Origin of the sequence: Tunicatimonas sp. (assembly GCF_049647865.1) — a bacterium.
Lineage (GTDB): Bacteria > Bacteroidota > Bacteroidia > Cytophagales > Cyclobacteriaceae > Tunicatimonas.
In genome coordinates this window covers 1-12,414 of sequence record NZ_JBARYM010000254.1, presented here as the reverse complement: position 1 = coordinate 12,414, position 12,414 = coordinate 1, and the positions used below count along the sequence as shown (strand labels likewise).

Sequence of the window (12,414 nt, the reverse complement as noted above, 5' to 3'; positions counted from 1 at the left end):
CCTTCGGGAATGGCCCCGCAGTTAATTGCAATAAATTTTCCGTGCTTGCGAATACTAAGCTGATGAATAATTTTTGAGAACGACTCTTTTCCGCTACCGCTCTCGCCAGTAATGAGCACAGTCATATCGGTGGGAGCTACCTGGGCGGCTACCGTGAGGGCGTAGTTCAAGCGTTGAGAATTACCAATAATTCCAAATCGCTGCTTAATGCTTCTAAGTTCAGATTGATCTAACATAAAAAAATGATCTGCTGTCTAGTCTATAGCTTCTCCTAAAAGTGTAGCGGCAGTGCAATTATGCACTCGCACTTGTACGTATTCGCCTTTTTGATAGTGTTTCTTCGGAAACACTATTACCTTATTAGCACTGTTTCTACCTTGCAAATCCTCATCTGAACGCTTGGAGAATCCTTCTACTAATACCGTAAACGTTTTGCCTATATCGCGCTGGTTGCGCCGCAAAGAAATAGTTTGCTGCTTTTCAATAATCTCGCGCAGCCGTCGCTTCTTCACCTCTAACGGAATATCATCTTCGTATTTTCGCGCCGCCAAAGTACCTGGGCGTTCAGAATAGTAAAACATATACGAAAAATCGTACTGCACGTAGTCCATTAAGGTTAAGGATCCTTGGTGCTCTTCTTCGGTTTCCGTACAAAAGCCGGCAATCATATCAGAAGAAATTCCGCAGTCTTCGCCTAAAATTCGCCGTATAGCATCTACCCTATCTAAGTACCACTCGCGAGAGTAGGTGCGGTTCATGAGTTCTAGTACTCGGCTATTACCACTTTGCGCGGGTAAATGGATGTATTTACAGATGTTATCGTACTGCTTCATGGTATGCAGTACTTCGTCGGTAATATCTTTGGGGTGAGAGGTAGAGAAGCGGATTCGTAAATCAGGATGTACCTGTGCTACCATTGCTAATAGATTAGCAAAAGTAACTATATCGGACTCCCCGGCTTTTTCAATCTGCGCTTTTCCCTTTAATTCATCGTTGCTTGACCATTTATAAGAATCTACATTCTGACCAAGTAAGGTTACTTCCCGATAGCCTTTATCAAACAAGTCTTGAGCTTCGCGAACAATAGAGTGTGGGTCGCGACTACGTTCCCGCCCCCGGGTGAAAGGCACTACGCAAAATGAACACATGTTATCGCAGCCCCGCATAATAGACACAAACGCAGTGACTCCATTAGAATTTAATCGAACCGGGTTAATATCAGCGTACGTTTCTTCTCTCGATAAGAAGGTGTTGACCGACTTAGTACCATCATCAACTTGTTTTACTAAGTTAGGCAGGTCGCGGTACGAATCCGGGCCAGCCACAAGATCCACAATTTTCTCTTCTTCCAGCAATTGGCTTTTAAGTCGCTCCGCCATACACCCGAGTACTCCCACCAATAGACCTGGCTTTTCTTCCTTTAACGAATTAAATTGCTTCAGACGCTTACGAACAGTTTGCTCGGCCTTATCGCGGATGGAACAGGTATTTAAAAAAATAACATCCGCTTTTTCATAACTATCGGTGGTATCGAAGCCCTGCTGCTGCATAATGGATGTCACAATTTCACTGTCGGAGAAATTCATTTGACAACCATAACTTTCTACGTACAGCTTTCGGTATTTTCCGGTATCTTGTTCAACCGTAGTTTTTACAGCGCACTGGTCTTTCTGTTTTACTTCCGGAGTAAGTATGTCTAGCCCCTCAATGATCTGCTTCATATTTATTAAATAATCTTTGAATTAACGCAAGATTGCAAAGGTAGGAAAACTACTGAAAATAATGACAGAATGTCAGGGTATTTGCTCTAAATACTAGCGTAAATCCATCTGCATTAAAATTAAACTAAGGATCATAGTTATTTATTACATCTTTCGTACTTTTGATACAATGCAATTTCTTATATAATTGTAGGGTTTTATTGTAATTCGTTTAGTATATGGCACATTTTCTGTTTGAAAAAGAGTAGAAATAGGTTTTTTAAGAATTTATTTGCTCAAAAACTTGCAAGTCTGCCTTAATTACCCGTTCTTTCTTGTTTAAATTACTTTTATTATCAAAATAACTATACGTTTATCTAAATTTCTACTGAAATGAAAAAATTAGTTTTAGCATCTTTCTTCCTTTGTGCGTTGTTTGTGAAGCCTGTGTTTGCCCAGGATGAAGTGACTAACGATGATCTCTACAAGTACGCCGTAGTGCAAGAAACATTAAGTCTTTTCCAATCTACATTGTCTGATCAAGTAAAAGAGTACGTTGAAGCGCAAGATCCAACTATTAAAAGCCGATACAATGATCTCGCAAGTGGCGAAGAACCCGCCAACGATGCTGAAAAGACATTTATTGATGCTGTAAATAAAATGAGCAGCGAACGAAAAGCTGAATTTACCGATGCTTATCGAGCACTAATCAAGCGGCTTCTTGGAAGCGACTATAATACTATTAAGAAAGCAGTAGCCAATGATAGCGATATTAAGCAACGTTTCAATAGTATTGTTCAGGCGATGCACTCTGCTAAAGATGAAGCCAGTGTTTCGGCTGGTCAGTAACAATAAAGTAAAAACTACTACTCTATACACCTATAGCCCTGCAATTGTGGGGCTTTTTTTATTGGGGTGCATTGCAACACATTCTAATGGAAAAAGATAACATTATCTAAATCAAGAAATTAAAGAATTCAAATTTGTCGTTGAGCAGTTCGTAGGCAATGTTTTTAGCCTGCATTCGCTTCAGTAATGGATCAAAGTCTTCGGGCGATTGAAGCTCAATACCTACTAAGGCCGGCCCTTTCTCTCGGCTGGTTTTTTTTGTGTATTCAAAGTGAGAAATATCGTCATTCGGCCCCATCACCTCAGCTACAAACTCTTTGAGTGCACCTGCTCGCTGCGGAAACTGGATAATAAAGTAGTGTTTCAGGCCCCTAAATAGTAGAGCCTGCTCTTTAATCTCCTCCATCCGTGTGATGTCATTGTTTCCACCACTAACAATGCAAACCACATTTTTCCCTTTAATCTCTTCACGATATTGTTCCAACACTCCTACCGATAGTGCTCCTGCCGGTTCTACTACAATGGCTTCTTCGTTGTAAAGCTTTAGAATAGTATCGCAGACTTGCCCTTCGGGCACTAGTGCTACTTCGTCTAATACCTCTTTACAAATAGAAAAGGTTAGCTCACCAACTCGCTGAACCGCTGCTCCGTCTACAAACTTGTTAATCTCTGGCAGCGTCACTAGCTTTCCCTCTTCCAGAGAGGTTTTCATAGCGGGGGCACCTTGCGGCTCAATTCCGATAATCTTTGTTGCAGGACTGATTTGCTTAAAATAACTGCCTACTCCAGCTGATAAGCCTCCGCCACCAATTGGTAAGAATAGGTAATCAATTGGCTCATGAGAGTCCAACAGTATTTCGTAGCCGACAGTACCCTGGCCTTCAATTACTTTTTTATCGTCAAAAGGCGGAATAAATGGTGCTTTTTGCTGTTCGCTAAACTTTAGTGCTTCAACGCAGGCATCATCAAAAGTATCTCCTACCAGTATAATCTCTACTGCGTTTTTACCAAACATTTTTACCTGTTTCACCTTCTGTTTAGGAGTAGGATTAGGCATATAGATATAGCCGCGAATACCCAGTCGCTGACAAGCATACGCTACCCCTTGGGCATGATTACCCGCACTAGCGCAAACCACTCCATTGACCATGGTCTTACGAGAGAGACTGGCAATTTTATTATACGCTCCCCGAATTTTGTAAGAACGCACTACTTGCAAGTCCTCCCGTTTAAGGTGAATACGAGCGTTATATTGCTCAGATAGATTTAAGCTAAGCATAAAGGGGGTGTGCTGCACAATGCCCTTTAGTCTCCGCGCTGCATTAATAATATCTTCAACCGGAATCATGGTTTTTTGCACTATCGTATTCATTCTTTAAACCTTTACTGCCAAAATTCTTAAGCGTTTGTAGTCGGCGTACCAGCTTTCTTCGTACCATAGTACCGAATGAAGTGATTCCTGAGTTGCTTCTAACAAAATTTCCTGGTGCTTAGCTTCTACATCGGCAAGCCACTTTTCAGCGAACATTTTTATCCAATTCTTTATTCCGTCCTCAGCTAAAGGAGTATCGCGATGAAAGTAAGAAGCCTGACGGACTTCAAAACCCGCCAATTCTAGTAGATTACAGTACTCCCCTACCGAAGGAAAAAACCACTGCTCATTACTATTGATAGAAGAGTAGCCTAGCTTCATTCGCTGTTGGTTTAGAGCAGCAATAATCTGAGCGATATTGCCTTTCCCCCCTAATTCAGCCACCAAACGTCCCCCAATTTTTAAATGATGAAAAATTTGCTCCAGCACCGTTTGGGCATCTTGTATCCAGTGCAGCGTAGCGTTAGAGAAAACCGCATCAAATTGAGGGAGGTTATTGAACTGGGTAGCGTCCTGTACTTGAAACGAAGGTGTCGTATACTGCTGCTGAGCCTGCTGAATCATTTCCTTCGACTGGTCAATACCGACTACATTTGCACCAGACTTACTTATTTCGTAAGTAAGGTCACCGGTACCACAGCCAACATCCAGAATAGCTTCGTCCGGTTGCGGATTTAGCCATTCAATAAGATCGCCACCCAATTGATAAACAAACGAATGTTTCTGCTGGTACAGGTCGGCATCCCAATAGTGAGGCATTTTTCTAATTGAAAATTGATAAGGGATAGTTGAAAGTGGTACAATTACCTTGTAGTCTCTAAGATGTTCAATCAAAAGAGAAGTTGAACATCTGAAAATCCCCCTTTTCAAAAAGGGGGGAAATTAGAAGTGTTTGCTACGGACGCAGTTCACGGACTTTGCTGCCAGCTTGCCACATTTCAGAGTCTTTCAGTTCATCTAGTTCCACCTGTAACTTTTCCCGGTAGTCTGACTGGCTGTTGCGCTCGATGGTGATTCGAGCTTCATTGCCAGTTTCTACACTTTCGTACAGATCATCAAAAACGGGTTTTACTGCATCGCGGAAGCGATCTTTCCAGTCTAGTGCGCCGCGCTGGGCTGTAGTAGAGCAGTTGGCGTACATCCAATCCATCCCGTTTTCACCGACCAAACGAATAAGACTTTGGGTAAGCTCTTCTACTGTTTCGTTAAAAGACTCACTAGGCGAATGACCTTTGCTACGAAGCAAGTTATACTGAGCTTCCATCACTCCAGCTAAAGCTCCCATTAGAATACCTCGCTCACCAGTTAAATCGCTATGAACCTCCTTTTTGAACGTAGTCTCAAATAAATAGCCTGAACCTACTCCAATGCCAACGGCCAAAATTCGCTCTTTCGCTTTTCCAGTAACATCTTGAAAAATAGCGTAGCTAGAGTTAATACCTTTTCCATCTAGAAATAGCCGACGAACACTGGTACCAGATCCTTTGGGTGCCACCAACATGACGTCTACGTTATCTGGAGGAATAATACTAGTTTCTTCGTGGAATGTCACTGCGAATCCGTGTGAAAATACCAGTGCTTTTCCGTCGGTAAGGTATTTCTTCATGGTAGGCCAAACCGCAATTTGTCCCGCATCGGATAGTAGGTTACAAATGATCGTGCCCCGTTCGCAAGCTTCTTCAATCGGGAATAAGGTTTCGCCTTCTACCCAGCCGTCTTCAATAGCTTTCTGATAAGTTTTAGAATCTTTACGCTGACCAACAATAACATTAAAACCATTGTCGCGCAGGTTTAAGCCTTGAGCAGGCCCTTGCACTCCGTAGCCAATAATTGCAATGGTTTCATCTTTTAAGGTATCTAGTGCTTTGGAAAGTGGATATTCCTCTCGGGTGACGACACTTTCGTCAACGCCACCAAAATTAATAGTTGCCATGTGTTTTGTTTCGTTTAGTAGTTATAAGGAATGAAAAATTGAAAATTATTAATTGAAAATTAGTGCATGACGCTGGTGCACGGGGCAAAGCGCAATTACATACTCCTAGCCTCACAAACCAAGCTTCCCACTTAATAGCTGACACCTGGACCACGTTCCGGATCTTTAAGTTCGTGAAACTCTTCGTCGGAATACCAGCCTTCAGGACCAATATTCTTAGTGTACTGACTGAAGCGGTACTGATCTTTTACTACCGCAATACGCCCCGACTTTACAAATTCCAGAATGCCGTGAGGTTCTAGTAGATGAAGCATCGTAGTAATATCTTCCTTCTTTCCGGTTTTCTCAATAATAATGTAATCATCAGTAGAGAAAGCTACTTTAGCTTGATGTCGATGCGCAATAGCCATTACCTCCTCTCGCTGCTGAAAGTTTTCGGTAGCTACTTTGTAGTATGCTATTTGTCCGTAGAAAACCTGCTCGTCTTCGTTGTGAAATACGAACAAAACGCCGATAATCTTACGGATTTGCTGAATGAGCTTTTGTATCTTATTTGCATCGTAGTCAATCACAATCGTGAAACGAGAGATTCCCTTACGTTCGGTTTCGGAGACAGTCAGGCTCTCAATATTAGTCCGCCGACGTGAAAAAATGATGGTAATTCGGTTTAACAGACCGAAGTTATTTTCAGTGAATACAATAATGGTGTAGCGTCGTTTCATAGTAATTACATATTAGACTATTGCCAATAATTGGCTTGCAATAGCATATTAACTTCCTAGTGATGGGAACCAGAATATCATAAGGAACACTCAATTTGACGGTTGTACCAACGCATCATTTCCTTTTCCACCATCACTCCAGTGATTGTTGTATCATCTAGCAGATTCTCGTAACTAATCTCCTTTATATCTAGACAGTATTGTACTAGCAGCCATCCTTGATAATAACTTCGGGGAGCAATGGTACCATCATCAAAAGTGATTTCCCACCCATCTGGGTCTGCTTGTTCTTGCTTTATTTTTTGGGTTATCCTACTGACTAAGTTCTGTTGAGCCCCAACTTTTCTGGAAACGTACTCAGCATACCCCTCCCACTTCCAGTGGGGGTGCCCTGCTATTGGGTTTGCCCCCCAAAGCCCAAACTTTAAAAACTGTAAACAGTGGGTAGCCTCGTGGGCAATCAATTGAGAAAGATTCCACTTATATCCGCTTTTCTCAATGGTGTTAGCTTCATAGTTAAGTGTACCCTTCAAAACAGCTTTATCAGAAAAACCCCACCCAAAAGCTCTACCTCTCACCTTTTCCATTAGTATTGGATAGTATGAACCGTCGTCTAAGCAAATATCTAATGCTATATTCTTATGGTACAAATCACTTTGCTTAATTGAGGAAAGAGCATCGCCAAGTAATAGAAAGAAAGCTTCGTTAAGCGGTGCATCGTGATAAATTGTATGATTACCTACCGTAGTCTGGTTAGCGTAAAGAATAGCCGGATTCATTACAATTCCTACTAAAAACCCGGCTGAGAGAATTCCGGTAGCCGAAAGTCGCAGCATCCATTTCCTAATCGTCTGTTTCATCTTTCGCTTACTCTAATCGTATCTGATCTACCCCAGCACCAGAAGGAACCATTGGAAATACATTGGTTTCTTTTTCTACCATTACCTCTAATAAGTAAGATTGCTCGGAGTTAATTAATGTATCTAGAGAAGCTGATAAATCATCAGCGTGATTACATTGGTGTCCATTAATCCCAAATCCTCTAGCGATAGTGATGAAATCGGGGTTGACTAATTCAACCGATGAATAGCGATTATCAAAGAATAGTTCTTGCCACTGCCGTACCATGCCGAGGTAATTATTATTCATTACAATAATCTTTACCGGTTGTCCGCTTTGGGCAATGGTTCCTAGCTCCTGAATAGTCATTTGAAAACAACCATCACCAATGATAGCGTACACATCTCGGTGAGGTGCTCCCATTTTAGCCCCGAGAGCCGAAGGCAGCGCGTAGCCCATCGTTCCTAGTCCGCCGGAGGTAAGCCAACTATCAGTTTTATTGAATGTAGAATAGCGAGCCGAAGCCATCTGATGCTGTCCAACATCGGCGACAATTACTCCTTCACCATTTGTTTTCTCTGATAACATTCGTACTACTTCTCCCATCTTAATGCATTCCCCCTCAGCAGTAAAGTCGTTTTGAATAACTTTCTGATATTCTTCCTCGTGGCATTTAGCAAATTCATTAAGCCATGCTTCGTGCTTTCTCTCCTCTACTTGAGAGGTTAGTTCTATCAAAGCCGCCTTAGCATCGGCGATAATACCAACTGTGGCGGGTACGTTTTTGCTGATCTCGGCATGATCAATATCTATATGAATTACCTTTGCCTGCTTAGCGTATCGTTCTAAGTTTCCGGTTACCCGATCGTCGAAGCGCATTCCTACCGCAATAATTACATCGGCTTGGTTGGTGAGCACATTGGGGCCATAGTTACCATGCATTCCGAGCATTCCGACGTACAGTGGATGTTCCGACGGAAAAGCAGAGAGACCTAGCAATGTGCTAGCTACCGGAATACTCGCTTTCTCTACAAAAGCCTTCAGTTCTTCCTGCGCCTCTGAAAGTAGAATTCCATGGCCAGCGAACAAAAATGGACGCTCTGCCGCGTTTAGTAATTTGATTGCTTCGGCAATATCTCTCTCTCTGGGGGCTCGAGCGGGCTTATATCCTTTAATTTGTTTTCGCTTCTCATAGGTGAAGGGATCGCTCATATTTTTCATTTGAGCATCCTTCGTAATGTCAATTAGCACGGGCCCTGGGCGACCGGTACGGGCAATATAGAAAGCCTTAGCAATAATGTAGGGAATCTCATCAGGATTAGCAACCTGATAGCACCACTTAGTAATGGGCATCGCCAAACTCATCACATCAGTTTCTTGAAAGGCATCCGTTCCTAAATAAGGTTCCGCTACCTGACCGGTAATGCAAACGATGGGCACTGAGTCTAACATAGCATCGGCAATCCCTGTTATCAAATTTGTTGCTCCGGGGCCAGAAGTGGCAAAGCACACTCCAGGTTTTTTAGCCATCTGAGCGTATCCTTCTGCCGCATGAGTAGCCCCTTGTTCATGGCGTACTAATACGTGGTTTAGCTGCTTTTGGTAATGGTACAGAGCGTCATAAATCGGCATGATTGCTCCCCCCGGATAGCCGAAAATAGTATCCACTCCTTCCTCGAGCAACGATAAAATTACCGCTTCAGAGCCATTTACTACCTTATCAGTTTCCTTTATTAGAATATTCTCCGCTTCATGGTCGTGGTGTAACGGATGATCGTACAACTTCTTTACTGTTTTCTCGGTCACTAATGCCATATCTACTTAATTGAAAGTGTAAAATTAAAAATTATCGATTGCTCGATGGCTGCCGCCTTGCGGCTCGATGGCTAATTGTATTTGTCTGCCACTATTCATTGTTCTCGTCGGTTACGCAGCCCTGTGAAGCTGAAGCAACTGATTTTGCGTATTTGTATAAAAGTCCGGAAGTTTCTGTTAGGGGCGGTTGTTGCCACTGACTTCTTCTCTCTTCTAGTTCTTCATCCGTTAGTTTTACTGAAAGCTGTTTGTTTTCTATATCCACCAAGATACCATCACCATCCCGTAGCAGCCCAATTGGACCACCCTCAAAGGCTTCGGGGGTAATGTGGCCCACTACAAAACCGTGAGTGCCACCCGAAAAGCGTCCGTCGGTAATTAATGCCACCTTATTGCCAAGGCCTGCCCCCATAATCGCGGAAGTAGGTTTCAGCATCTCGCGCATTCCCGGTCCTCCCTTGGGGCCTTCGTATCGAATGACGATCACATCACCCGCTTGTATTTTACGCTGATCAATAGCGTGGTTGGCATCGTCTTCGCTCTCAAATACGCGGGCCGTTCCTTCAAACTTTAGTCCTTCCTTACCGGTAATTTTTGCTACGGAACCTTCGGGAGCCAGATTTCCGAACAGCATCTGCAAATGTCCGGATTTTTTAATGGGCTGACTCATCGGATAGATAATTTTCTGCCCTTCGCTCAGTCCAGGAACGTCCTCCAGATTTTCAGCAATAGTTTTCCCGGTTACGGTTTGGCAGTTTTCGTTTAAGAAACCTTCTTTCAACAAAAACTTCATAACGGCCGGAATTCCTCCCACATCGTGCAGGTCTTGCATCAAGTACTTTCCGCTGGGTTTAAGATCAGCCACAAACGGAGTACGATCACTCACATCCTGGAAGTCTTTCAGTGTAAGTTGAATACCTACGCTCTTGGCTACCGCAATCAGATGCAATACTGCGTTAGTAGACCCGCCTAGTGCCATTACCAGTGTTAAAGCGTTATCAAACGATTCGCGAGTTAATATATCCGATGGTTTGATGTCATGCTCTAACAAATAGCGCATCGCTTTGCCTACCAGCTTTAGTTCTTCTTTCTTATGAAAGCTAGTAGCTGGATTAGAAGAACTATAGGGTAGACTCATTCCCATCGCTTCAATAGCGGAAGCCATAGTGTTGGCGGTGTACATACCACCGCAAGCCCCGGCAGTTGGGCAAGATCGTTTTACTACTTCTCTGAAATCTTCTGGAGTGATATCGCCAGTAATCTTTTTCCCGTAGGCTTCAAAAGCCGATACGATATTTAGGTCTTCGCCCTGATAATGACCGGGACTGATCGTTCCACCGTAGACCAAAATAGCGGGGCGATTTAGCCTGCCCAGTGCCATCATAGCTCCGGGCATATTCTTATCGCAACCAACAATTGGTACTACTGCATCGTAGCACTGAGCTTGTACCACAGTTTCAATTGAGTCGGCAATAATATCACGGGAAGGAAGCGAATAACGCATACCGGGCGTACCCATTGACATACCATCACTCACTCCGATAGTGTGAAAAATCAGCCCAATTAAATCCTGATTCTGTATTGATTCTTTCACGTCCTTAGCAAACCCATTCAGATGCATGTTACAGGTATTGCCTTCGTAGCCAGTGCTGGCAATTCCGATCTGAGCTTTGGAGAAATCATCATCCTTCAGCCCTACCCCGTAGAGCATTGCCTGAGCTCCTGGTAGCGAATCGTCCTGCGTTAAGGTTGCGCTGTACTTGTTAAGTTGATTACTCATAGTGCAAAAAAAAGCTCTTCCCAGGGTGAGAAGAGCTTCGTAATTATTATATTATTCTACTCTCACCCCGTTGTTGGCGCAATAATGACTAGGACCACCACGATAATGACAATAGAAAAGATCATTAGCAAATTGAATTTGAGGGATAAACATACTGAGTGTAAGTGAGTATTGCAACTTTTAAAGGTTTTTTAAGCATTTACTCGATTGCTAGCATATACTAACGTAGCAATCTTATCACCTACCTCTTCGGTCGATAGCGGATTATCGGGATTAATGTCTTCAGTTACCTCCCTATTGTCTAACACTTGCTGTACCGCCGCTTTAACAGCGTTACTCTCTTCTACCATATCAAAAGCATAGTTTAACATCATTGCTGCTGATAATATTGCTCCAATAGGGTTAGCCCTCATTTGACCCGCTACTTCTGGGTATGAACCGTGAATGGGTTCAAACATTGCTGCTTTTTTACCTACCGAAGCCGATGGCAACATGCCTAATGACCCCGTAATTACCGAAGCAGCATCGGTTAAAATATCTCCGAACATATTTTCGGTGAGCACTACGTCAAACACGCTAGGATTTTGGATCAGCTTCATCGCAGCGTTATCGATGTACATGTAGTCCAGCTTAATTTCGGGGAAGCTTCGGCTGTACTCTCGCACCGTTTCTCGCCACAAACGGGAAGTCGCCAATACATTCGCTTTATCAACTAAAGTCACTTTCTTCTTGCGCTTCATGGCTGCCTCAAAGGCTAACTTGGTGATCCGAAGAATTTCCTCCTTACTATATATGCAGGTATCGAAAGCAACATCACCTTGTTCAGTACGGCCACGAGGTTCGCCAAAGTATATTCCGCCCGTTAGCTCCCGAAACACTACAAAATCTACGCCTTCTACAATATTTTCTTTTAGAGGGGATATTGCACTAATAGCCGGATAACTTTTAATTGGGCGAATATTGCTAAACAATCCCAACTTTTTACGCATGGCTAACAAACCCTGTTCGGGCCGCACTTTAGCGTGAGGATCGTTATCATACTTAGGGTGACCTATTGCCCCAAAAAGCACTGCATCAGCTTTGAGACATAGCTTTTCAGTTGCTTTCGGAAAAGGATCACCGGTTTCATCAATGGCAGCCGCTCCCACTAAACCCTCTTCATAAGTAAACTCATGGCCAAACGCTCGCTCTATGGCCCGTAAAACTTTTAGTGCTTGTTTAGTTACTTCCGGTCCAATTCCATCTCCGGCAAGTACTGCTATTTTCTTTTGCATGTTACTTTTTTTTACTCAATTGAGCGCGTAAATATAAAGGTTAGACTGAATAAAGTGCTTGCGCTTCAAACTTTTCTATTGCTTCCCGCTGACTCAATAAATAATCAATGTCGTCATAACCGTTTTCCA

11 protein-coding genes are annotated in these 12,414 nt (G+C 43.0%); 1 reads left to right on the top strand and 10 read right to left on the bottom strand.

Features of this window, described 5'->3' with window-relative positions; genetic code table 11:
• Together WBA23_RS07905 and miaB are read right to left on the bottom strand one after the other, a co-directional pair.
• The coding region (locus tag WBA23_RS07905) for a sigma 54-interacting transcriptional regulator (protein WP_424581733.1) at positions 1 to 236 on the bottom strand (236 nt) is incomplete at its 3' end.
• Between the two features lie 18 nt (positions 237 to 254).
• Positions 255 to 1,721, bottom strand: a complete 1,467-nt coding sequence (gene miaB / locus WBA23_RS07900) for a tRNA (N6-isopentenyl adenosine(37)-C2)-methylthiotransferase MiaB (protein WP_424581732.1) — start codon at positions 1,719 to 1,721, stop codon at positions 255 to 257.
• Between the two features lie 372 nt (positions 1,722 to 2,093).
• Here miaB and WBA23_RS07895 point away from each other — a divergent pair, with 372 nt between their 5' ends.
• Positions 2,094 to 2,549 (top strand): hypothetical protein, encoded by a 456-nt coding sequence (locus tag WBA23_RS07895; protein WP_424581731.1) that lies wholly within the window; start codon positions 2,094 to 2,096, stop codon positions 2,547 to 2,549.
• A 106-nt stretch (positions 2,550 to 2,655) separates the two neighbouring features.
• On the opposite strand, the gene ilvA is transcribed toward WBA23_RS07895, so the two are convergent.
• From ilvA to leuB, 8 genes are all read right to left on the bottom strand, one after another.
• The gene (gene ilvA, locus WBA23_RS07890) at positions 2,656 to 3,921 is read right to left on the bottom strand and encodes a threonine ammonia-lyase (protein WP_424581730.1); all 1,266 of its coding nucleotides are present in this window, start codon (positions 3,919 to 3,921) and stop codon (positions 2,656 to 2,658) included.
• Between the two features lie 3 nt (positions 3,922 to 3,924).
• Entirely contained in the window at positions 3,925 to 4,680 is a 756-nt protein-coding gene (locus tag WBA23_RS07885) for a class I SAM-dependent methyltransferase (RefSeq protein WP_424581729.1), read from the bottom strand.
• 136 nt (positions 4,681 to 4,816) lie between these two features.
• Positions 4,817 to 5,854 (bottom strand): ketol-acid reductoisomerase, encoded by a 1,038-nt coding sequence (gene ilvC, locus WBA23_RS07880; protein WP_424581728.1) that lies wholly within the window; start codon positions 5,852 to 5,854, stop codon positions 4,817 to 4,819.
• A gap of 131 nt (positions 5,855 to 5,985) precedes the next feature.
• Positions 5,986 to 6,576, bottom strand: coding sequence for an acetolactate synthase small subunit (gene ilvN, locus WBA23_RS07875; protein WP_424581727.1), 591 nt, complete (start codon positions 6,574 to 6,576; stop codon positions 5,986 to 5,988).
• 77 nt (positions 6,577 to 6,653) lie between these two features.
• Entirely contained in the window at positions 6,654 to 7,436 is a 783-nt protein-coding gene (locus tag WBA23_RS07870) for a collagenase (RefSeq protein ID WP_424581726.1), read from the bottom strand.
• A gap of 7 nt (positions 7,437 to 7,443) precedes the next feature.
• Complete coding sequence (gene ilvB, locus WBA23_RS07865; protein ID WP_424581725.1) at positions 7,444 to 9,231, bottom strand: biosynthetic-type acetolactate synthase large subunit; 1,788 nt, start codon at positions 9,229 to 9,231, stop codon at positions 7,444 to 7,446.
• 91 nt (positions 9,232 to 9,322) lie between these two features.
• A complete protein-coding gene (gene ilvD / locus WBA23_RS07860) occupies positions 9,323 to 11,011 on the bottom strand; it encodes a dihydroxy-acid dehydratase (RefSeq protein WP_424581724.1) in 1,689 nt (562 codons plus the stop codon).
• 191 nt (positions 11,012 to 11,202) lie between these two features.
• The gene (leuB, locus tag WBA23_RS07855; RefSeq protein WP_424581723.1) at positions 11,203 to 12,285 is read right to left on the bottom strand and encodes a 3-isopropylmalate dehydrogenase; all 1,083 of its coding nucleotides are present in this window, start codon (positions 12,283 to 12,285) and stop codon (positions 11,203 to 11,205) included.
• Positions 12,286 to 12,414: the final 129 nt, after the last annotated feature.

Coding starts and splice junctions, on each gene's coding strand:
- miaB (WP_424581732.1), bottom strand. CDS start 1,721: ATGAAGCAGATCATTGAGGGGCTAGACATACTTACTCCGGAAGTAAAA.
- WBA23_RS07895 (WP_424581731.1), top strand. CDS start 2,094: ATGAAAAAATTAGTTTTAGCATCTTTCTTCCTTTGTGCGTTGTTTGTG.
- ilvA (WP_424581730.1), bottom strand. CDS start 3,921: ATGAATACGATAGTGCAAAAAACCATGATTCCGGTTGAAGATATTATT.
- WBA23_RS07885 (WP_424581729.1), bottom strand. CDS start 4,680: ATGCCTCACTATTGGGATGCCGACCTGTACCAGCAGAAACATTCGTTT.
- ilvC (WP_424581728.1), bottom strand. CDS start 5,854: ATGGCAACTATTAATTTTGGTGGCGTTGACGAAAGTGTCGTCACCCGA.
- ilvN (WP_424581727.1), bottom strand. CDS start 6,576: ATGAAACGACGCTACACCATTATTGTATTCACTGAAAATAACTTCGGT.
- WBA23_RS07870 (WP_424581726.1), bottom strand. CDS start 7,436: ATGAAACAGACGATTAGGAAATGGATGCTGCGACTTTCGGCTACCGGA.
- ilvB (WP_424581725.1), bottom strand. CDS start 9,231: ATGGCATTAGTGACCGAGAAAACAGTAAAGAAGTTGTACGATCATCCG.
- ilvD (WP_424581724.1), bottom strand. CDS start 11,011: ATGAGTAATCAACTTAACAAGTACAGCGCAACCTTAACGCAGGACGAT.
- leuB (WP_424581723.1), bottom strand. CDS start 12,285: ATGCAAAAGAAAATAGCAGTACTTGCCGGAGATGGAATTGGACCGGAA.